At 48.7% G+C, this 21,862-nt stretch carries 16 protein-coding genes and 2 tRNA genes; 7 read left to right on the forward strand and 11 right to left on the reverse strand.

All coding sequences use genetic code 11. From position 1 onward, the window contains the following. Positions 1-12 precede the first annotated feature (12 nt). The 6 genes from H3L98_RS08535 to H3L98_RS08560 all read right to left on the reverse strand — a co-directional run bounded on the left by H3L98_RS08535 (position 13) and on the right by H3L98_RS08560 (position 5,202). Positions 13-891, reverse strand: a complete 879-nt coding sequence (locus H3L98_RS08535; RefSeq protein ID WP_051532006.1) for an HNH endonuclease — start codon at positions 889-891, stop codon at positions 13-15. Then, complete coding sequence (locus tag H3L98_RS08540; protein WP_211247094.1) at positions 888-1,586, reverse strand: OmpA/MotB family protein; 699 nt, start codon at positions 1,584-1,586, stop codon at positions 888-890. Before H3L98_RS08540 ends, H3L98_RS08535 begins: the two co-directional genes overlap by 4 nt. Next, positions 1,587-3,284: a MotA/TolQ/ExbB proton channel family protein gene (locus tag H3L98_RS08545; protein ID WP_169733454.1), complete on the reverse strand. Its 1,698-nt coding sequence runs from the start codon at positions 3,282-3,284 to the stop codon at positions 1,587-1,589. Positions 3,285-3,339: 55 nt separating this feature from the next. Beyond that, a complete protein-coding gene (ubiB, locus tag H3L98_RS08550) occupies positions 3,340-4,851 on the reverse strand; it encodes a ubiquinone biosynthesis regulatory protein kinase UbiB (protein WP_027021649.1) in 1,512 nt (503 codons plus the stop codon). A 153-nt stretch (positions 4,852-5,004) separates the two neighbouring features. After that, a tRNA-Leu gene (locus H3L98_RS08555) sits at positions 5,005-5,091 on the reverse strand. A gap of 24 nt (positions 5,092-5,115) precedes the next feature. Next, positions 5,116-5,202, reverse strand: a tRNA-Leu gene (locus tag H3L98_RS08560). 81 nt (positions 5,203-5,283) lie between these two features. On the opposite strand from H3L98_RS08560, the gene rnr reads away from it, so the two are divergent. Beyond that, on the forward strand, positions 5,284-7,689 hold the full coding sequence (gene rnr, locus H3L98_RS08565; RefSeq protein WP_084481844.1) for a ribonuclease R: 2,406 nt from the start codon (positions 5,284-5,286) through the stop codon (positions 7,687-7,689). A 167-nt stretch (positions 7,690-7,856) separates the two neighbouring features. On the opposite strand, the gene H3L98_RS08570 is transcribed toward rnr, so the two are convergent. The 5 genes from H3L98_RS08570 to H3L98_RS08590 form a co-directional block, all read right to left on the reverse strand. After that, positions 7,857-9,008, reverse strand: a complete 1,152-nt coding sequence (locus H3L98_RS08570; RefSeq protein WP_027021650.1) for a M14 family metallopeptidase — start codon at positions 9,006-9,008, stop codon at positions 7,857-7,859. 18 nt (positions 9,009-9,026) lie between these two features. Beyond that, positions 9,027-9,296 (reverse strand): FtsB family cell division protein, encoded by a 270-nt coding sequence (locus tag H3L98_RS08575; protein WP_027021651.1) that lies wholly within the window; start codon positions 9,294-9,296, stop codon positions 9,027-9,029. Between the two features lie 48 nt (positions 9,297-9,344). Further along, complete coding sequence (gene eno / locus H3L98_RS08580; protein ID WP_027021652.1) at positions 9,345-10,631, reverse strand: phosphopyruvate hydratase; 1,287 nt, start codon at positions 10,629-10,631, stop codon at positions 9,345-9,347. A 172-nt stretch (positions 10,632-10,803) separates the two neighbouring features. Beyond that, positions 10,804-15,297 carry a hemagglutinin repeat-containing protein gene (locus H3L98_RS08585; protein ID WP_034333103.1) on the reverse strand — a complete coding sequence of 1,498 codons (4,494 nt, stop codon included), beginning with the start codon at positions 15,295-15,297 and terminating at the stop codon, positions 10,804-10,806. 102 nt (positions 15,298-15,399) lie between these two features. After that, positions 15,400-17,064: a ShlB/FhaC/HecB family hemolysin secretion/activation protein gene (locus H3L98_RS08590; protein ID WP_051532007.1), complete on the reverse strand. Its 1,665-nt coding sequence runs from the start codon at positions 17,062-17,064 to the stop codon at positions 15,400-15,402. 340 nt (positions 17,065-17,404) lie between these two features. Here H3L98_RS08590 and murI point away from each other — a divergent pair, with 340 nt between their 5' ends. From murI to H3L98_RS08620, 6 genes are all read left to right on the forward strand, one after another. Beyond that, positions 17,405-18,214, forward strand: a complete 810-nt coding sequence (gene murI / locus H3L98_RS08595; protein WP_027021654.1) for a glutamate racemase — start codon at positions 17,405-17,407, stop codon at positions 18,212-18,214. Next, a complete protein-coding gene (locus tag H3L98_RS08600; RefSeq protein ID WP_051532008.1) occupies positions 18,214-18,711 on the forward strand; it encodes a GNAT family N-acetyltransferase in 498 nt (165 codons plus the stop codon). Before murI ends, H3L98_RS08600 begins: the two co-directional genes overlap by 1 nt. Before the next feature lie 30 nt (positions 18,712-18,741). After that, positions 18,742-19,368: a phosphoribosylglycinamide formyltransferase gene (gene purN, locus H3L98_RS08605; protein WP_027021655.1), complete on the forward strand. Its 627-nt coding sequence runs from the start codon at positions 18,742-18,744 to the stop codon at positions 19,366-19,368. 90 nt (positions 19,369-19,458) lie between these two features. Beyond that, positions 19,459-20,586, forward strand: a complete 1,128-nt coding sequence (locus H3L98_RS08610) for a hypothetical protein (RefSeq protein WP_156932228.1) — start codon at positions 19,459-19,461, stop codon at positions 20,584-20,586. 235 nt (positions 20,587-20,821) lie between these two features. Next, positions 20,822-21,484, forward strand: coding sequence for a DUF3108 domain-containing protein (locus H3L98_RS08615; protein ID WP_027021657.1), 663 nt, complete (start codon positions 20,822-20,824; stop codon positions 21,482-21,484). Positions 21,485-21,607: 123 nt separating this feature from the next. Continuing rightward, on the forward strand, positions 21,608-21,832 hold the full coding sequence (locus H3L98_RS08620; RefSeq protein WP_027021658.1) for a hypothetical protein: 225 nt from the start codon (positions 21,608-21,610) through the stop codon (positions 21,830-21,832). Positions 21,833-21,862 lie beyond the last annotated feature (30 nt).

A 21,862-nucleotide genomic window follows, 5' to 3' on the forward strand; every position in this document is an offset into this window, starting at 1 on the left:
AAGGTTTTTTCATTATTCATCACGACAGTGCCACTGCGCCTGCTGCCATTTCCTTAAATTCCGACACTCTGCTACACCTTTTGCTGCGACCCTGCGATAATGCCCGTGAACAGGTTGCTTGGTATGACATTCCTTGCATAATGCCCGTAAATTACCAATACGACAATCATGCTTCGCACCATTCCTGTGGTGTACATCTAATAAATACCGATGCTGTGCCAAATTTAATCCACAATCTTCACAACACCACTTCACACTTTCCCGATATTGCCGGGAAATCTCTTTCCAATTATCAGGATAACCCGCTTTATCCTGTCCAATATCTTCAGGTATTTGTTCAAATTTTGTATGATTTGCTTTAAAGAACTCATCTAAATGAAAATTGTCAAAAGTTCTCAACCGTACTGAAGTATTTTCTTCCGCATAATTCTGATAATTCAGTTTATACAAACAATTTTTACACACTTTCAAAGCCACATCAGCTTTTTGGTGTCCATTACTTCCTACAATAGGAAAAATACCTTCCGTATTATTAGTTGCCTTATAACGTTGAAAACGATTACTCTCCATCATTTTATAAATTGTTGAGCAATCACACAAATGAAATCTATTACCTAAATCCTCACCCGAAACTACCTTTTCAAACTTATTAGCATAGGAATGGTCAGGAATAAACAATAAAATATGTTGTCCCTTATACAGAAATATCCCTGTTGTTGGACAAATAGTTAAATCAGAACTAGTAATATCAACTACCAATCCTTCTCTTGTACCTAATTGACGGATTTCCTCCAACTCCACAGGCTGCAATTGAAATTCAAGCAACTCCTTTTTACCCGTCATTCCTTGTGCCAGTTCTCTCAATTCTGCCAGTACATCTTCTATACTCATTTCAGTTCACCTGTAATTTTTTGCAATTGCTCATCAGCATTGGTAATAATCCGAAACGTTACCCGTTTAGATTGCTCTTTATCTTCTACACCATTTTGATGCTTAATAGTTTTAGCAGAAGATAACCCGACAGCAGCCAAATTTTCTTTAATCCAAGGACGATATTGAGCCACACTTGGAATAGAATAAACATAATGCAATACGGCACGCGTTCGGTCTTGAGATAAACGCATATTTTCAAAATATGCCACATCACTGTTTACCCCTACCGTCCATTCGCTGCTGGTATGCCCTTCAATACGTACTTCTGCAATATAATCTTTATATTTGTTCACCACACGGATATAACGGGGGAAAAAATTATTCAAGGTATGCTGATAATTGGGACGCAATGCAGATTGCCCTGTTTCAAATAGAATTTCAGGCGATTTAAACACAAATGTTAAAGTTTTTGGGTCAATTTCTGCTCCCATTTGGTTTAAATCTTTTTCAAACTCCGCTACTAACGCCTGATAAATGGATTGCTGTACATCTTGATATTTTTCAGCTGTATTGCGTACTTGCAAAATCAAACTAATCGCAATAAACATAAATAAAATCATTAAGCCAGACATTAAATCTGACACAGGCATCCACTGGGAATCATCATTTTCTTTATTGTCTTTAAACTGGTTCAAGATTTTATTCAAGCTCATTTATCTTATCCCTTCTCCCCCAATAGTACGGGAAACTTTCCCCATCTGTTCGGTTAAATGCTTATAATCTTTTTCAAATTCTCGTGTAATGCTAACCAATGATTTACCCATATCTCGAATGGATTCTTCTTGACGTTTATGCATATTTTCTTGCGTTTCTTTCAATAATCGGTAAATCTCATCTTGTGTTTCTTTGAATAAGTGATAAATACCATCTTTCATTTTTTCATAAGTAGCTTCCACATCAGCCATTTGTTTTCTAAAGAAACGTTTCTGCTCTTCAGTCATTTCGGATAATGACTGTTCAAATGTTTTCTGCACCTGCTTAATCGCAGATTCCAAATTCTGCAGCCATTTTTCCATTCCTTGTTTAATCTGTTCGATACTGCTTACTACTTCTTCTAACTTACTATGAATTCGTAATGTATCCTGCTCAATTGCCCTAGACATATCTGCCAAACCTTGCAAACAGATTGAAGTTTGAGTTTGGAATTCCGTAGCAGCATTTCTCATTGCATTCTCTACATTCATGCTGCCATTATTCATATTATTCAACACCAATGTAATATGTTCTTGAATTTCTGGCAAAGCCGCCACAGCTGCATCCTTAATATCGGCAAACGCTTGCAAATGCCTTCCCAGTTCATTCAGCTGGTTTTGATTATATGCAATAATTGCTGACAGTTTATCCATATGTTGAGGGATAGCCGATGCAGCAAGTTCAATGCTTTGAACCGATTCTCGCGTACCATTTACTGCTTGCACACCCAATTTATATTGTTCGGTCATGTCCAATAATTGATGTTTATAATTTTCCTGCCATTCAACCAATTTAAAAACAGCTTGATTCAATTCTTTAAAATTCTCACCAAATTGTTCAGTTAAATTCTGATTAAAATCACTGATGACATCTTTTAAAGCCTTAATAATAGTTTCGGTTGCCGATTTAGCTAATGTTTCAGTAATATTTGCCATTTCAACCCAAAGCTTCTCTTCAAATTGCTGCTTTTCTTTATAAGACTGTTGAGTCCAATCAAATATTTTTTGCAACGACTCAGTAATATTTGCCATTGCAACCCAAAGCTTCTCTTCAAATTGCTGCTTTTCTTTATAAGACTGTTGAGTCCAGTCAAATATTTTTTGCAACGACTCAACTTGTGTTTCAAGGAGCTTTTGATTATTAATTTGTTTATCTATTAACTGTACACGCAAAAGACGTACTTGACCCAAAATGCTGTTTTCATTATCTTGAACAATAGAACGTGCCAATTTATTCAACAACAAAGCCATTTTTTCTGTATTATCGGCTTGCTTAATAAATTTTTCTATTAATTCTTCTGAGCCGATATCATCATCACTATCTCCATCTGATTGAAACAACGAAATAACCTTTAACAAAACAGACAAACCCAAACCCGTTACACTGGTAACAAACGCTGTTTGCATCCCAGAAATAATAACGTTAAGCTGCTGTTTAATATTATCTATTCCATCGAAATCGAGTAATGAAAGCACAATACCAAAGAATGTCCCAAAAATACCGATAGATGTTAATAAAGTTGGGGCAGCTTGAGTAAATTTAGTTTGTTTTCCATTATAAGTTTTCCAAATTGAAGAACTAAAAACAACTATCAAAATCAATGTGAAAACCAAATTTATTCCACTAAACATTACCCCTAGTAACTTTATAAAATCCACTTTTTACAACTCCCAATAAAATATTAAATCGAGTTACAAGATTAACAAAGAAATACTATTTAAACAACAGCATCAACAATAAAATCAAAGCAATCAAGCCCAAAAACAGGTTTTGTCGTTGCTGACTGCGAATCAGGGCAAGATAGGCATCGCGCATTTCCTGCTGACGGGCTTCGTCCACCAAAGCATGCAGTTTACGCGGCAAGGCAGGCAAAATTTCCGCCCAGTCCGCCGATTCCTGCTTTAAATGATGCCAAAACGCACGCACGCCGATTTGTTCGTCCATCCATTTCACCAAAAACGGTTTGGCGGTGTCCCACAAATCCAATTGCGGGTCAAGCTGCCGTCCCAAGCCTTCAATATTTAACAGGGTTTTTTGCAGCAGCACCAGTTGCGGCTGAATTTCTACATTAAAACGGCGGCTGGTTTCAAACAGGCGCATCAACACCAGCCCAAATGAAATTTCTGCTAAAGGTTTGTTAAAAAAGGGTTCGCACACGGCACGCACCGCTGCTTCCAAATCTTCGGCGCGGGTGTCGGCGGGTACCCAGCCGCTTTCAATGTGGGCAGTGGCAACGCGATGGTAATCGCGGTTAAAAAATGCCAGAAAATTAATCGCTAAATAGCGTTTGTCGTAATCGGTCAGGCTGCCGACAATGCCGAAATCCAGCGCAATATAACGCCCGTCTGCCGCCACCAAAATATTACCGGGGTGCATATCGGCATGAAAAAAACCGTGTCGGAACACTTGGGTAAAGAAAATTTCCACGCCAAAACGCGCCAATTGCTGCAAATCAATGTTTTGGGCGCGTAAAGTGGCAATGTCGGAAACGGGCGTGCCGTTCATCCATTCCATCGTCAGCACATCGCGGGCGCACAGGTCAAAATAAACTTGGGGGACAATCAGTTGTTCGCTATTGGCAAAATTGCGCCGCAGCTGGCTGGCGTTGGCGGCTTCGCGCAGCAAGTCCAGTTCATCGTGCAGATGTTTGTCAAATTCCGCCACCACTTCACGCGGTTTCAGGCGTTTGCCATCCGCAAACAAGCGTTCTAAACACGCTGCTGCCAATTTCATTAACGCCAAATCCTGTTCAATTACAGGGGCAAGATTGGGGCGCAAAACTTTTACCGCCACCGTTTCACCCGAATGCAGTACAGCACGATGCACCTGCGCCACCGATGCGGCAGAAACAGGCGTTTCGTCAAATTCGGCATACAATTCGTCAATCGGTTTGCCGAATGCGTTTTCAATCTGCCGCCGCGCCAAACCCGCATCAAACGGCGGTACGCGGTCTTGCAGCTTTGCCAGCTCAAGGGCGTAATCGGGCGGCAATAAATCGGGGCGGGTAGATAACACCTGCCCCAACTTGACAAAAATCGGTCCTAAACTTTCCAATGCCAAACGCAGGCGCACGGGCAAGGGCTGGTCTGCATAGTCAGGCGACTGCGGCAAACGTACCAACACGCGGCGCAATCCACGATTTTTTACGGATTGTGCCACCATCGGCAGCAAGGCATAACGGTAGGCGGTTTTGCCGATTACCACGGCACGGGTAAGTGATTTCATTGCAGCAATCCTTTGTGTGTCGGGCAGCGGGCAAAACGCGCCACCCCATCATGTCAAGCATTCTACCGCCATCGGCAGACGGATTAAAACAATTTTTGCCAATTGCCAAACGAAAAAAATCCCATTGAAAAATCAATGGGATTTTTTGGGAATTGGTGCCCAGAAGAAGACTCGAACTTCCACGCCCTTGCGGACACCAGCACCTGAAGCTGGCGCGTCTACCAATTCCGCCATCTGGGCAATTTAAATATTCAGAAAAGCATTTGGTGCCCAGGAGAAGACTCGAACTTCCACACCCTTGCGGATACCAGCACCTGAAGCTGGCGCGTCTACCAATTCCGCCACCTGGGCTTTGCTTTTCTGCTTCGTTTGCGTTAGTATTAACGCCACGAAAGAACGCATTATATAAACGCATAGGAAAGATTGTCAATCATGAAAAGTAAGAAAAAAACAAACACACTGAATCTACGGGAAAAAGACCCTTATTTAACGCGCGAGCAGCAAAAATACGATGCCCCCCTGCCCAGCCGCGAATGGATTTTGCAGCTGTTGGAAGAAGCCGGCGTACCGCAAAAAACCACTGCCTTGGCGGATAAGCTGTCCATTACAGCAGAAGAATTGCCGTTTTTTGAACGGCGTTTAAAAGCCATGGCGCGGGACGGGCAAGTGCTGATTAACCGGCGCGGGCTGGTGTGCGTGGCAGACAAAATTGAATTGGTCAAATGCCGCGTGGAAGCCCACAAAGACGGTTTTGGCTTTGCCGTGCCGCTTACGCCCACAGGCGAAGGCGATTTTGTGCTGTATGAACGGCAGATGCGCGGGCTGATGCACGGCGACATCGTTACCGTGCGTCCTGCGGGGCGCGACCGTCGCGGACGGCGCGAAGGTCAGGTTTTAGACGTGGTGGAACGCGCCCAAAAAGAAGTGGTGGGACGCTTCCTTGTGGAACGCGGTGTAGCGGTATTAGAGCCTGAAGACCAGCGTTTGCAGCAAAGCATTATTTTAACGCCCGATTCTGTTGCTGCCTACCGTCCGCAAAAAGGTCAAGTGGTGGTGGCACAAATTGACAGCTACCCCGAAGGGCATCGTCCTGCGGTGGCACAAATTATTGAAGTTTTAGGCGATTACGCCGACAGCGGCATGGAAATTGAAATCGCCCTACGCAAACACCGTTTACCGCACCGCTTCAGTGCCGATTGCGAACAAGCTGCCGCCAAAATCCCCGCTAAAGTGCGCCCCTCTGACCGCAAAGGGCGTGAAGACCTGCACGATTTGCCCTTGGTAACCATAGACGGCGAAAGCTCACGTGATTTTGACGATGCTGTTTTTGCGGAAAAAATCGGGCGTAACTACCGTTTGGTGGTGGCAATTGCTGATGTCAGCCACTACGTCCGCACGGGCGATGCCATTGACCGCGATGCCTTGGAACGCGCCACCAGCGTGTATTTTCCGCGCCGCGTGATTCCCATGCTGCCCGAAAACCTGTCCAACGGCATCTGCTCGCTCAACCCCGATGTGGAACGGCTGTGCATGGTGTGCGACATGGTTTTAACCTACGCAGGCAACGTCAAAGAATACCGTTTTTATCCCGCTGTGATGCGCTCACACGCCCGTTTGACCTATACCCAAGTGTGGAACTGGTTATCCGAAAAAGCAGGCGACGGCGACATCATCAAACCTGAATTCAGCAACAGCCTGAATACTTTATATAAATTATTCCAAATTTTGCAGAAAAAACGGCGCACACGCGGTGCAATGGAATTTGAACGCGCCGAAACCGAAATGCTGTTTAATCAACAAGGTAAAATTGAGCGCATTCAAGCCGTTACACGCAACGATGCCCACAAGCTGATTGAAGAATGTATGTTGGCAGCCAATGTGTGCGCAGCAGATTTTCTGTTAAAAAACAAACATCCTGCCCTGTTCCGCAATCACGCGGGACCCACACCCGAAAAACTCGCCACTTTGCGCGAACAACTCGGTTTGCTGGGTTTGAGTTTGGGTGGTGGCGACGACCCACAGCCCAAGCATTATGCCGAACTGTCTGCTCAAATCAGTAGCCGTCCCGACCGTGAAATGATTGAAATCATGCTGCTGCGTTCCATGCAGCAAGCTGTGTACGCCCCTGAAAACGAAGGGCATTTCGGTTTAGCATACGAACACTACGCCCATTTTACCTCGCCCATCCGCCGCTATCCCGACCTGCTGGTACACCGCGCCATCAAAGCGGTATTGGCAGGCAAACAACACCACGTTGCGCCCCATACTTGGGCGGAACTGGGTACGCATACGTCCATGTGCGAACGCCGCGCCGACGATGCCTCACGCGATGTGGAAAGCTGGCTGAAAACCTATTATATGTTGGATAAAATCGGCGAAGTGTTTGGCGGAAAAGTGTCGGGTGTCGCCAGTTTCGGCATTTTTGTGACGCTGGACGACGTGCATGTGGAAGGTTCGGTGCATGTGAGCGATTTGGGCGAAGATTATTTCCATTTCCGCCCTGAAATCATGGCGATGGTGGGTGAGCGCAGCGGTGTGCGTTTCGGCATGGGCGACCGTGTGACCGTGCAAGTGGCGCGCGCCGATTTGGAAAGTTCGCGCATTGAACTGGTGTTGCACCACGAAACCCGCCCCAAACGCGGTAAAAAATCCGCCAAACCAACCGAAACTGCGCCCGTTGCCACTGCACCGCGCAGCAAAAAAGTCAAAGCTGCGAATAAAACCGATATCCAATCTTGCACCAGCAAATCGCTGAAAATGGTAAACGGCAAAATCACGCGGGTATGCGACGACCGTCCCACCACCGCCAAAACCCGCAGCAAACGGCGTAAAAAATAAATAAAAAAACAACAGGCTGTGAATATAACAGCCTGTTTGCTTATTACTATAGTTGATTAAAATCGCAACGATACCGCGTTGCCAACGCCCTGATGTACTGTTCGTACACGGCGGGCGTTGTCGCCTTGTCTCGTTTTTATTTTTATCAACTATAAAACGGATTCAATTTATTCTGCCGTTTCTTCCTGATTCGCCGTCAAATTTTGACACACCGCCAAAAACGCCGACAACACACTTTCCCCCAAACGCAACGAACGCTGACCGTTCCAACCAAAATCATCATCGGGCAGATTGTCGTTGTCTTTAAACGGCATTTCCAAAGTATAAGCCAAACAGCCAAATGTATTGCCAACATAATGCGTTGCCAAGCTCAAATCCGCCTGTCCCGCCGCATCTTTTTCATAGCCATGCACATCCTGAAAATCAGGCGATGCTGCTGCAAAAGCCTGTTTAAAAAGGTTTTCCAGCGCGGCAATGCGTTCATTGTAATTCGGCACGCCTTCCGTTCCCGCCACAAACACATAAGGAATGCTTTCATCGCCATGCACATCTAAAAACACATCTACACCGATTTCATGCATTTTTTCACGCACATAAAACACTTCAGGGCTGGTTTCCACGCTGGGCGACAGCCATTCGCGGTTTAAATTCGCGCCCGCCGCATTGGTACGCAGATTGCCACGCACCGAACCATCGGGATTCATATTCGGCACAATGTAAAATGTGGCTTTGTCCAACAAAGCCCGCGCCGTGGGGTCTTGCGCGTCCAGCAAACGCGCCAGCATGCCTTCCACAAACCATTCCGCCATAGTTTCCCCAGGGTGCTGACGGGCAATCACCCAAATTTTCAAATCGCTTTCCGCCTGATTGCCCACCGTCAGCAAATTGATGTCGCGCCCGTCCACCGTGCTACCCAAGTCGTCAATCTGACACAAACCGCTGCCCTGCGCTTCCCCCAGCAAATTCAAATGCTGTTCGTGCGAATACGGTTCAAAATAAGCGTAATAAATGCTGTTTGCCAAAGGCGTATGTTCAATGGTAAACACGCCGTTGTCAAAACGCGAAGGCACACGAAACCAGTTTTGACGGTCGTAAGATGCCACCGCCTGATAACCTGCCCAGCCCAAAGGGTAAGCCGATTCGCCCGCGTTTTCAAAATGCATGGTGCAAGGCGTGTACGCCGCGCCCTGCAAACGGAAATAAAACCACTGTTTAAAATCCGAAGCATTGTCGCAACGCAAATCCAAACGGATATCGGCAGGATTGGACGCATCTTTTACCACCACCGCGCCCGCATCAAACATCGTACTGATTTTCATCTGATTCTTTCAGGAAGATTACTGGATTTTATAAAACGTCTCGCCTGCTTGAATATAATGCAGCTGGCTGCGGGCGATTTCGGTTACGGCTTCATAACCGTTTTTCAAATCATCCACTTCCGCTTTCAATTCCTGATTGCGCTGCACCAAACGGCGGTTTTGTTCCTGCGCTGCCTGCGCTTTTTGGCGCATTTCGCTGTATTGTGAACGCAATCCTTTGTTATGAAACCAAATCTGATATTGCAAACCCAAAAACACGAATGCAAGTATCGCACTAATATATTTCATGACACACCTGTTTGGAAGCTGCTGTCAAACAGCAGCTTCCCTTTAAAATCAACGTTTCAGCTGGTAAAACGCTTCCACGCCCGGATAATAGGCGGTATCGCCCAACTCTTCTTCAATACGCAACAGCTGGTTGTATTTTGCCATGCGGTCAGAACGCGACAGAGAACCCGTTTTGATTTGCATACAATTGGTTGCCACTGCCAAATCGGCAATGGTGGTGTCCTCGGTTTCGCCGGAACGGTGGCTCATCACGCAGGTATAGCGGTTGCGTTTTGCCAAATCCACAGCTTTCAGTGTTTCACTCAAAGTACCGATTTGATTGACTTTTACCAGCAAAGCATTGGCGATGCCTTTGTTAATACCGTCTGCCAGCACGGTCGGATTGGTGACGAACAAATCATCGCCCACCAATTGTACACGGTCGCCCAATTTGCGAGTCAGGTGCTTCCAGCCCAGCCAGTCACCCTCTTCCATGCCGTCTTCAATCGAGATAATCGGATAATTATCCACCAGTTTTTCCAAATATTCGGCAAATTCTTCGCTGTTCAATTCCAAGCCTTCGGCGCTCAAGCGGTATTTGCCGTCTTGGTAAAATTCGCTGGACGCACAATCCAATGCCAACATCACGTCTTTACCCGCTTCATAGCCTGCGGCTTTGATGGCTTCCATAATCAGCTTTAAAGCCTCTTCGTGGCTGGATAAATTGGGCGCAAATCCGCCTTCATCGCCCACTGTGGTAGAAAAACCTTTAATATCGCAAATTTTTTTCAATTGATGGAACACTTCTGCCCCACAGCGCAAGGCTTCGGCAAAGGAAGACGCGCTGGTGGGGATAATCATAAATTCTTGAATATCCAAGCTGTTGTTAGCATGTTCACCACCGTTAATCACATTCATCATCGGCACGGGCAACGCCATCGGTCCAGCACCGCCCAAATAACGGTATAAGGGCAAACCTGCATCTTCGGCAGCGGCACGCGCCACCGCCAGCGATACCGCCAAAATCGCATTCGCACCCAAACGCGATTTGTTTTCCGTACCGTCCAAATCCAACATAATGCGGTCCACATAAGCCTGCTCGGACGCATCAATGCCAATCAATGCCTGTGCGATTTCATTATTCACATTTTCAACCGCTTTACGCACACCTTTGCCCAAATAGCGCAGCTTGTCGCCGTCGCGCAGCTCCAAAGCCTCTTTACGACCGGTAGATGCACCGCTGGGTACGGCGGCACGCCCCATTGCGCCGCTTTCCAGCAGCACATCACATTCTACGGTGGGGTTGCCGCGCGAATCCAAAATTTCACGGGCGACAATATCGACAATGGCACTCATTGTTTACTCCTCAAATACGCTGTTTCAATGGCATGACAAGAATCAAACTTGCCAAAACTGCCTTAATTATACCCTGTTCGCCTGCGGCAAAACACTGGCAGGCACAAAAAAGCACACCGTTTTTTACACGGTGTGCTGCTTTGTTACACTAGACTGTTAGTCTGATACCGAATTACAGGTCCAACACGTCCTCTTCAGCGGGTGCCGGTTGAGGTTGAGGCTCTTCTACAACAGGCGGCTGAGGTTGCTCGGGTACTACAGGCTCTTCAGGCTGGGGCGGAACCACGGGCTCTTCAGGCTGGGGCGGAACCACAGGCTCTTCAGGCAGAGAGGGAACTACAGGCTCTTCAGGTACAGTGGGCGGTACCGGCTTGTTGGGTTTGGACTCCTCAGGTGTTGACGGGGGAATCGGTTTGGGGTCGGGAGTGGGCGGAGTGTAGGTAATCTTACCGCCGCCGCCGCCGCCGCCTACTTTGTTGTCAATGTAGAAGCGGCCACCGCCATGCAGATTCCAAATCTTGCGAATCATCTCTTTATCGGTTACCGAAACTTGTGGATAACCACAACGGTTCAACCAAGTACGAATTTCGCGTTCGGTCCATTTTTCAATTTCCAGCTCACCGCCAACATTCACACCTGCGCCTACGGTCAGGCTGCTGAACGAGCTGTTCACACCGGTCATGCTGACTGTGCCGTTCGGGTTTTCGTTGGTAATTTTCACTTTGTTACCAGCAACATCAGTACCGGTCAGGCTTACACCTGCGCCTTGGAAGTTGCCCGCGATGCTGACTTCATTACCACCTTGAATGTTGTTGATGGCATGAGTGTGCTCTTTATCGCGTTTCACGTCCACATCCACACCCACATCAAAGGATTTGATGGGGTCGGCGTTGTCGCCCAAGCCCAAGGCTACGTTGGCACCCACACCCAAAGCCACTTCGTTGTTGGTGGTCAGGGCAGAGTTGCTGACAACTTGGTTGCCTTTGATGGAAACATTGTGTTTGGCAGCAACATTGGTACCTTGCAGCTCAACTTTTTTGCCGCCGTCCACAGTGATGTCGTTACCGGCTTGAACATTGGCACCGGTGGCTTTGCTGTAGTCTTTTTTACCGTAATTCACGTTGGCATTTACGCCTACAGAGTTCGGTACAACCACGCCTGCTGCGGGAACCACTTTCACGCCTACGCTGCCGCCCAATTCAAAGCCGCCGCTTACATTGTTTACGGTGTCTTTAGCTTCAGTGAAGGTTACGCCGTTTGCCGCGTTGATGTTCACATCGTTTTTAGCAGTAACATCCGCTGCGATGGTCGCTTTGTTGCCGGCATTCACCACCACGTTGTTGGCATTCAAAGTACCTTTAGTTGCTTGGGTAGCATTGCCTTTTTCGTGGTTGTAGTTCACTTTACCGCCCACGCTCACATTGATGGTGGCAAAATCGGTGGTAGATGCACCCACAGACAATTCTGCTCCGCCTTTGTTGCTGACGTGTTTGGCAGTGCTGACAGCAGCTTCATTCACATAGTCTTTTGCTGCAATGTTCAAAGTGCCGTTGGCATTGTATTTGGTGCCCACATCGCTGACTTTGTTTTCAGCAATCAGGTTTACATTGCCGCCTGCCTGAACATTACCGCCGTTGGCAACTGTGGTGTTGCTCACGGTTTTGCCGCCGCTGCCGCCTACTGTGGCTTTCGCGCTCAAGGCTTTGTTTACAGACGCGCCCACTTCCACATTGATACCGCCTTTGTGTTCTACAGTGGTGGTGTCAACGGTGTTCACCGCTGCTGCGTTGGTGATGTTTTTCGCAGTTTGGTTCAGGTCGCCGCCCACTTTAACGTTGGTGCCTTCGTGCTTGATGTTGTTGCTTGCCACCAAGTACACATTGCCGTCGCTGTTCACACCCGAAACTTTAGCGGTGGTCGCTTTGGAATCGGTAACGGTTTTGCCGCTGTTGATGCCTGCGCTCAAGGTTGCTTTGGGCGTACCGTTGTTGGCAGATACGGAAGCGCCGATGCCAATTTCGGTTACACGTTGGTTGGAAACAGTGGTGTTAACATCTTTAGCAGCGGTAATGTTGATGTTTTGTGCTTTAACATCCACACCACCTTTGGCACCGATGGTGCTGCCGTGTACATTAACATCTTTTTCGGAAGCCACACTCAAAGTGCCGCCTGCCTGTACGTTGCTGCCTGCGTGTTGGGTCAGCTGGCTGTTGGTTTTGCCTTTTTCAAAGCTCAAGCCCACGCCTACTTTGCCGCTGGCATTCAACAGGTTGCCTTTATCGCCGTTGGCACGGGCAAAGGGTTTGATACCAAAGGTTTCGGTTTCGCGCTGGCTGTTGGTTTTGGCTGCAGCAATGTTCACATTACCGGTAGCGGGTTTCAGCTCAATGTCGCGGGCAGCCAAGATTTTACTACCCAACACATTGATTTCTTTTTCGCTCTTCACAACCAAATTGGCATCAGAGTTCAAAGTTGCGCCCACAGCGGTTTGTTCGCTGTTTTTGCTGGCATTCAGGCTCTTGGTGATGTTGAAGATGGTGCCGATGCGTTTGCGGTTTACCAGCAAATCGGTGGCGTTTACATGCGTGATGTTGGCTTTGCCCGCACCTGCATTCACAATTGCACCTTCGCTGCCGCCTTTAACCGCGCTGCCGCGTACGGTTACGCCTTTTTTGCTGTTCAGCAAAACCTGTTTACCGGCAATCAGGGAAGAACCGTGCAGGGTTTGGTCGGTCAGGTCGTTCAAGCCTTCGTCTGCACCGCCAAAGAAGCGCAGTTTGTCATCCACAACTGATTTTTCAATAGTAGAAACGGTGTCCAAGTGAACTTTGTTTACATCAGTCAGCAAGTTACCTGTTGCTTTTACTTTCGCACCGGCAGTTTCCAAGTTTTGTTGAGATTGGAAAATCACATCGCCGCCAGCTTCAATTTCAGTGGCATGCAGGGTTTGCAGGTCAAAGTTTTTACGCGAATGACCGGTTTTCAGTTTGCGGTTATTAACGTTTTCAACTTTGGTTTCGTTTTTGAAGTTCACAGAAGTGCTGTGCAAATCGCGGGTTACTTCGCCTTGCAGTTTGATGCCTTGCTCACCTTTCAGGCTCAAGGTTTTGCCTACGTTCAGCTTGGTGGCTTTCAGGTCCACTTTGCCTTTAACTTTTACATCGGCAGTTTCGTTTACTTTGATTTTGGTGGCGTGCAGGGTTTCTTCGGTATCAGAAGTAACCGTGTTGTTCATCCACAAGGCTTTGCTCTTGTTGGAAGTGCTGTTTTTGCGGTTGGTAGTACGCTCGCCGCCGGTAGTCAGGCTGGCAGCTTCCACATTCAGCGAACCTGCATTGATGGTTGCGCCTTTAATGTTGATGTTGCCGCTGTTTTCCAAAGACAAGCCGTTTTTAGCAGAAATGCTGCTGCCTTCAAAGCTTTGTGAAGTGCTGTTTTTGCTGTTTTGGTATTTCACACCGTTTTCGGCATGACGGTAAGCCGCAACCATACGACCGGTACCGCTTTCTTGGGTGTTGTAGTCAGTTTTGCTGCTTACCACACCGTCAATATTGGTGTCTTTGGCTTTCAATACCACATTTTCGCCAGACAATTTGGCAGCACGCACGTCCAATTTGCCTGCGATATCGGTTTTCAGCTCTTTTTCTGCAGCAATGGTACCGCGCAGTTCTTGAGTGCCTTTTTCATTGGTGGCGTGAATGCGGATAGAACCGGCGCGCATAGAGCCGAATACTTGACCGTCCAATACCGGTGCGGGCGCAGCAGCTTTTTTAGGCGCAGGCGCGGCAGCAGGTGCAGGAACGGTGTAGGTTTCTACCACTTTTTTGGGAACATAACGGGTTACGTTACGACCGCGCACACGGTGGGTTTCTTTTACCATTTTGGTAACGGTGCGGGTGCGGGTAACGGTAGCGGGTTTGGCAGCCGCAGGTGCAGCTTCTGCCGCCGCTTCGGTTTTAACGGCTTGTGCAGATACGGTACCATCTTGATTCAGGGCAACTTTGCTGCTGCCTGAAACCATGTTGATGGCGTCAGCAGCTTGTACATCGGCATTGGCAGCCACCACCACTTTTGGGGCAACCAAATCCAATACGTTCGCGCCTTTCAACTGACCTTGAACTTCCAATTTGGCAGCAGTGTTACCGCCCACGCCCAAGGATTCCAAACGACCGCCTTTAACTTCGGGCTTGCCTACCACCAAAGCAGCACGGTTGGTATTGATAAAGCCGCCGTCTTTAACGGAAATGCCGTTGGGGTTTGCCAAAACGTAATCGGCAGCCATACCGAATACTTCTTGTTTACCCAAAATCAGTGAGGGGTTTTTGCTGACTACTTCGTTCAAAATCACTTTGGCAGCTTGGTCGCGCAAATTGGCGTTCGCGCCCAATTCACCTGCCAGTTCGGAACGACCGGCACGTTGTGCGTTGTTCAATACCGCACCAGCTTTACCCACATTGAATTTGTTAAATTCGTTGTGAGACAGACCCTGTGCGTTGGGCTTGGCGATATTAACGATATCTACGCCGTTTTGTTGGCTGACGGCGGTATTGCCGTTGGCGGCTTCAATATTGGCGGCCATTGCGCCGGACACGCCCATATACGCCAAACTCAGGGAAACCAAAAGTTTGCCGCTGGAGGACAACTTCAAGTTATGTGTTTGCATCATTATTTCCTTTACATGGTTGAGAAACTGACCCGACTGTTGCATCGGCGTTTCGTTTAAATTGAAATCCTACTGTTGTGCTACAAGCAAATCACATGCCAACTTTTAAAAAATCACCCTTACCGAGGCAGTAATTTGCTCTTCACGGGCTTTGATTCCGCCTTTGGCACGCAAAAACCCACGCGCACTTTCCAGCGAAATTTGCCAACGGTGTTTATAACCGATATTGACCCCTGCGGCAACACCGTAGCCCGTATAGCGGCTTTCGCGGTCTTTGGCAATGCCCCAATCGGCACCAGCATACGGCTCAACATACATACCAGAAGCCGACTGGCGGCGGGCATAGAGGGTATTGTTTACCGCCACCCCCGAATTGCCGTTAAGCGACAACTGTTTAAACCCGCGCACTGCCGAACGGTCGCTGACCGCAAACTGCTTGGCTGCATATACGTCTTTATTGGCATACTGCGCCGTCAAACGGTGCTTGTTGCGCACCAGCCAATTTCCCGCACGGCGCATTTGCGACAAATCGCTTTGCAGCGACAGGCGCACATAGCGCGAAGTAAACGGCGACTGCGGCGAATCTTTAGCACCAAATGCTTTTGTGCCAACTTCAACACCCACATCATTCAGCCAAGTGCCGTTGTCCAACATCCGCGAATGCGACACACCCGCCTGCACCGTGCCTAATTTCGGGCTTTGCAGCTTCAGCAGGCTGCCGCCGAATTTGCTGGCGACATTTAAATAATCCACACCCGCATAGCCCGAAGCAACGTGTTTTTGACCGCGTGAGAACACACGCTCGCCTTTCACACCTGCTGCAACCGTCTTAGAACGATAAGCAAATTTTATGCCACTGCCAAACTGCGTGATGCTCTGGCTGCGCGACAAACTGCCATAACCGCTAAAAGTCCAATTTCCATAAGGCACGGAATAAAAAGCACTTGCACCACGGTTATAACGGTCGCTGTCGGGGCGCAAATTGGAATACCCACCCAAATACAGACTGTCGGAAAGCCCCAAAGGACTGTCAATCCCAGCCTGCACCCGCACCACCGCCACATTGGGTTTGCTGCCCCGATTATCCACCGACACACTGCCGAACCAGCTTTTACCTTTATTATTGTTTAAGGCAACCGTAGCCGAGCCGTCGCTGTGCGGATAAATATCCATGCTGACATCGTTGCCGCTTAATTTATTCGCCTGTTCCACGCCCTGATCCAAATAATGGATATTCAGCGGTTTGCCTTTATAATCAGGAAACAGCATAGCTGTATTCACGGTACGGCTTTTACCGGTAATCTTGCGGATTCGTCCTTCCTTTACCTTAATAGTTAAGGTATTATCTTGATTTTCCACAAAATCAATCGCCGTGTGGATATAGCCTTTTTTAATATAGGCAGCCACAATTTCGCGGCTGAGTTGGTTCAAACTGTTTTCGCTGACACATTCTGCCGCTTTGGGCTGAAACGGCGCAGCATCAATCAAAGTAATGCCTTCAACAGCAATACTTTTATAATTCAAACAACTGCTGGATTTATCAGGGGGCGCGACCGTTTCTGTCGCCTTGTGTTCTTCCACATCGGTGTGGGTTTGCTGGCGCGAACGCGCGGCATCTTCACGCAATCCGTCTTCAATATTACGGATTTCGCGCAAGGCATCACGCGCATCTTCGGCAGCAGGATTGGGAACATGCGGAATGTCTGCCGCCTGCACCGCCGCTGCCGCCGACACCAGCAGCGCAGAAAAGAGCTTTTCCTTGTTTTTCATGATTTTTCCTTGATGTTTGAATGACTTGGGCAGTTAAAAACCATTGGGAAAACCCGAAGTATTTTAACCCCTATCCATTAAAAATTTTATCAATCGGATTAAAATTTCAAAATTTTATGCCGGTACGGACAGGAAAACTGACAATTTCAGCAAACTGACAATTTTTGTTGATAATGGGCAAAACAGGTAAAAAACCCCGCCACACCCACAGCAAAACTTTTCAAATATAACACCAATCAATAACATAGACAATCCAAAGCCCCTCCCGCCGCACCATAGCAGGTAAAAAAGGCGACAATTTGGATTACAATAAGCGTTTTTCAAGCCAAACGGTTTTGTTATGACTGCTTCGCATTCGCGCCCTATCGGCGTGTTTGATTCGGGCGTGGGTGGATTAACAGTGGTTCGCGCCCTGATGGAACGCCTGCCGATGGAAAACATTGTGTATTTCGGCGACACAGCCCGTGTGCCTTACGGTGTCAAATCCCGCGCCACCATTGAACACTTTACCGCTCAAATTGTGGATTTTTTATTGGGCAACGAAGTGAAAGCCTTGGTGATTGCCTGCAATACCATTGCTGCGGTGGCAGGGCATAAAGTGCGTCAAAGCGCGGGCAATATGCCTGTGTTGGACGTAATCGCCGCAGGCGCACAAGCCGCGCTCGCCACCAGCCGCAACCACAATATCGGGGTGATTGCCACCAGCACCACGGTAAACGCCAACGCATACGCCCGCGCCATACACACCCAAAATCCCGCTGCGCGTATTTTGTCGCAAGCCTGTCCGCTGCTTGTGCCTTTGGTGGAAGAAGGCTGGCTCGACCACGAAGTCACCCGCCTAACCGTGCGCGAGTATTTAAAACCTTTATTGGCGGATTCGGTGGATACACTGGTGTTGGGTTGTACGCATTATCCGTTGCTCAAGCCGCTGCTCAAACAGGAAGCCCCCAATATCACGCTGGTGGATTCCGCCATTACCACTGCCGAAGCCACCGCACAGGCACTTGCCGCTGCCGATTTATTGAATCCCAACAATCCCGCGCCCGATTACCGTTTTTATGTTTCCGATATTCCGCTGCGTTTTCAAACCATAGGCGAACGCTTTTTGGGGCGCAGTTTGGAACAAATTGAAATGATGGGTTTGGGCTGATGTTTGCCTATTTGTCTGCCGAAGCGCATTTGAATGATGCCGCTGATATTTACCGCAGCAACCGTGCCTATCTGTCGCGGATTGACCCGCTGCCCGCCAATCCCGCCGATGCGGTGCGCCGCGACAGCCGTCAGTTACCGCCTGCGGGCGCGGAAAAATCCTTTTTTCTGATTCGCGAACACGGTCAGGCAGTTGCCGTATTAGATGCTTTATACGGCTATCCTGATGCGGATTGCGCTTATATCGGTTTGCTGCTGGTACACGGGCGTTTGCACGGGCAAGGCACAGGCGGGCGGATTGTGGCGGATTTTTGCCGCCGTATGCGCCGTGCGGGTTTTCGGCGCGTGCGTTTGTCGGTGTTATACGACAATCCCGATGCCTGTCGTTTTTGGCTGCGGCAGAATTTTGTGCCTGTGGCGCGGAAAACCGTTGTGTTCCGTACCCGCAGCGGCAGTATGATAAAAGCAGTAAACGTTTTGCAGAAAAACCTGCGTTAAACAGTTCAACATGATATTTGAGATAAAAACATGAAAAACATTGTGATTTTAATTTCGGGGCGCGGCAGCAATATGCAGGCATTGGTAGAAGCGGACATTCCCAATGCGAACATTGCCGCCGTGTTGTCCAATAATCCCGATGCAGCGGGTTTGGCATGGGCGCAATCGCGCGGGATTGCCACCGCCGCACTCAACCACCGCGATTACCCCGACCGCGCTGCGTTTGACCGCGCCATGATGGCGCAAATTGACGCACATCAGCCCGATTTGGTGGTATTGGCAGGATTTATGCGGATTTTAACCCCCGAATTTTGTCGTCATTACGAAAACCGCCTCATCAATATCCACCCTTCGCTGTTGCCCGCATTTACGGGACTGCACACCCATCAACGCGCTTTGGACGAAGGTTGCCGCATCGCAGGCTGTACCGTGCATTTTGCCACTGCCGAATTGGACAACGGTCCCATTATCGCCCAAGCCGCTGTTCCCGTGTTGGATAATGACACCGCCGACACGCTTGCTGCGCGGGTGCTGGCTGCCGAACATCGGATTTTTCCGCAAGCCGTGGCGGATTTTGTGGCAGGCAGACTGCATATTGTTGGCAAACGCGTTATCAGGCAACGGCAAACAGCCGAATCCGCAGCACTACTGGCATAAAACGCGCCTTTTCCACCGCACACGGATTGACTTTAACCTGCAGCAACATTATCCTACATAGAATCTTGACACCATAACAGAAACCTCATTATGCCTGCCGTTATCCGAATGACCCGCCAAGGACAAAGCGAATTTGTCAGCACCCAACCTTCCCCCACTCGTTTGAATGCCCAACCCGATGCGTTTTATCAGCTTTTAGATATGCAAGGTAAGCCGATTACCGAATACGCCGCCCATTTGCAGGACAACGGTGATTTGTGGATTGACCTACCTGACAGCAGCACCCGTCCCGACTTTGTTTTGAGTCAATATGCGGATTATTTTCCTGCGCCTTCCAACCAGCACCGTTCGTATTTCGGCAACCTGACCGCCGTGCAAAACGCCGATGCAGCCCCTGCCGCCGCCATCAAAGAAGCAGCAGGTTTAAGTTTCGGCTCGCTGACTTGGTCGGCTGCGGCTGCCACCGCAGGCATTTTGGGCGCAGTATGGCTGGTAAAACGCCATAAAGACGATGACAATCTGATTCAGAATCATCAAAACAATCATAATAATAACGGACAAATCGGCAGCGAAAACTCCAACAGCACCACCCCCAGCGAAAATTCAGATAACAATGAAAATCCCCCACCCGTTCCAATGGAAGCCAGCCCACCGCCTCATATTGACTTACCCACAGGCAGTACCAAAGAACTGTTAAGCGATGGCTCTATCGCCGATATTAACGCCGTTACCCAAGGTGCTGAAAATTTCAACCAGTATCCCCCCAATGCCGAACCCCCAAAAATCGCGATTCACGATTTAAACACTCCGTCTAACGTTGCACCTGTCAATCACCCCGTGCCTGCTGCCATGACGGACGCATACACCGAACAACCCGTTTTTGTCCGCAGCGCCGAACACGACAGCGACGACAGCCCCGCCGCTTCTTCCATCTGGTCAGAGACATTGAGTGAACGCAATATCGCTCCTTCCTTCGCCTCGTTTACCCGCGATGGCGATACAGGCGGAGACGGACAAGACCCTCTGGCAGATTTTAACGACAAGCATGCCAACCCCCCGTTCCATTTGAGTTTTTCCCAAGTATTGGACAACACTTACGGCGACCACATGATTGAAGGACAATTTACGCCCGTGCCGCTTGCCGATGTCCCGCATTACAGCAGCGATGCCGCCCTGCAGCCGCCGCAATACGATGTACCGAGCTTTGACGTGCTGTAAATCATCTCTTGTTCCAACCCGACTGCCTGCCCCGATAAACGGCAGGCAGTTTTTTGTCGGGAAATTTCCACACCTTTTACCACAACACAATGTTGTTCCCAGCCTATCAAATCCATTAAAAACAAAATACTAGCCAACAGACTTACCCAATCCCGCCAAAACCTTACCCAATCTGCCCGTTTCTTAACATTTGCCCGTGCTACATTGGCGTTTTTTTCCCAACACAAGGAAGCCCATGTTCCCACGCACCATTTTTTGCGCCGCGCTGTTTGCCGCGCTGTCGGCACAAGCCGCCGAAATCCCGCAAAACGCCACCTTAAATTACAGCGGCAGCTACGGCATTCCCGCCACCATGACCTTCAAACGCAGCGGCGACAACTACACCGTGGCAGCGCAAATCAATGTGCCGATGTACAAAATCCGCTTTGAAAGCGGCGGCAAAATTGTTGGTAAACAATTAAAACCCAGTTATTACCGCGATGTACGCAACGGCAAAACCTATGCTTCGGCACAGTTTTCAGGCAACCGCGCCACTTACGGCAAAGCGGGCGAAACCCAAACCGCCAATGTAGCGGGCAGCGTGATGGATTTGTTTACCCTGTCGTGGCAGTTGGCGTTTAACGATGGCAAAGCCCCCGCCAACCTGACCATTACCAATGGTAAAAAACTCTATCCTTTAGGCGGTTTACGCGCCGCAGGCAACAAACCAATGAATGTGGGTGGTGGCAACACCACAGTGAATCAGTTTCATGTGAAACGTGGCGACGACACCGTTTATTACGCCTTCGCCCCTGCATTAAACAATGTGCCTGCCGTGATTACCTATCAGGACAACGGCAAAAAATACAATTTAACCCTCAAATCCGTTACCATTGACGGCAAAGCTGTTAAGCCTTAATTTTTCAGGCAGCACATACGCTGCCTGCTTACTTTTGACCAAACCACAGAGCAACACCATGTTTTACCCCGCCACGCCGCCATAAATCAGGGCGGCGCAACCCATTTTAAGAGATGCCCGCCCATGAATACCCACGAACTGCTGATTTGGCACGACCCCAACACCAACGCCGCCACCCTACTCAATGCCATTACCGCTTGCGGCGCACGTTTGCGCTACCACAGCCATGCTGCGCCCAACCTGCTATCAGTATCGCTGCCACCGCAACTGCCTCTGCAACAGGCGCAAGATTATTTTTGGAAAGTGCGCGGCGTGGTGCTGGTGTATGCCAACAATCAAACTGCCTGAAACAGTTATTCTGCTTCAGGCAGCCCATTG

It is taken from the genome of Conchiformibius steedae, assembly GCF_014054725.1.
GTDB lineage: Bacteria > Pseudomonadota > Gammaproteobacteria > Burkholderiales > Neisseriaceae > Conchiformibius > Conchiformibius steedae.

Bases quoted from the DNA above. Each gene is read 5' to 3' on its own strand.
- H3L98_RS08535 (WP_051532006.1), bottom strand. From the start codon at position 891: ATGAGTATAGAAGATGTACTGGCAGAATTGAGAGAACTGGCACAAGGA.
- H3L98_RS08540 (WP_211247094.1), bottom strand. From the start codon at position 1,586: ATGAGCTTGAATAAAATCTTGAACCAGTTTAAAGACAATAAAGAAAAT.
- ubiB (WP_027021649.1), bottom strand. From the start codon at position 4,851: ATGAAATCACTTACCCGTGCCGTGGTAATCGGCAAAACCGCCTACCGT.
- rnr (WP_084481844.1), top strand. From the start codon at position 5,284: ATGAAAAGTAAGAAAAAAACAAACACACTGAATCTACGGGAAAAAGAC.
- H3L98_RS08570 (WP_027021650.1), bottom strand. From the start codon at position 9,008: ATGAAAATCAGTACGATGTTTGATGCGGGCGCGGTGGTGGTAAAAGAT.
- H3L98_RS08575 (WP_027021651.1), bottom strand. From the start codon at position 9,296: ATGAAATATATTAGTGCGATACTTGCATTCGTGTTTTTGGGTTTGCAA.
- eno (WP_027021652.1), bottom strand. From the start codon at position 10,631: ATGAGTGCCATTGTCGATATTGTCGCCCGTGAAATTTTGGATTCGCGC.
- H3L98_RS08585 (WP_034333103.1), bottom strand. From the start codon at position 15,297: ATGATGCAAACACATAACTTGAAGTTGTCCTCCAGCGGCAAACTTTTG.
- H3L98_RS08590 (WP_051532007.1), bottom strand. From the start codon at position 17,064: ATGAAAAACAAGGAAAAGCTCTTTTCTGCGCTGCTGGTGTCGGCGGCA.
- murI (WP_027021654.1), top strand. From the start codon at position 17,405: ATGACTGCTTCGCATTCGCGCCCTATCGGCGTGTTTGATTCGGGCGTG.
- H3L98_RS08600 (WP_051532008.1), top strand. From the start codon at position 18,214: ATGTTTGCCTATTTGTCTGCCGAAGCGCATTTGAATGATGCCGCTGAT.
- purN (WP_027021655.1), top strand. From the start codon at position 18,742: ATGAAAAACATTGTGATTTTAATTTCGGGGCGCGGCAGCAATATGCAG.
- H3L98_RS08610 (WP_156932228.1), top strand. From the start codon at position 19,459: ATGCCTGCCGTTATCCGAATGACCCGCCAAGGACAAAGCGAATTTGTC.
- H3L98_RS08615 (WP_027021657.1), top strand. From the start codon at position 20,822: ATGTTCCCACGCACCATTTTTTGCGCCGCGCTGTTTGCCGCGCTGTCG.
- H3L98_RS08620 (WP_027021658.1), top strand. From the start codon at position 21,608: ATGAATACCCACGAACTGCTGATTTGGCACGACCCCAACACCAACGCC.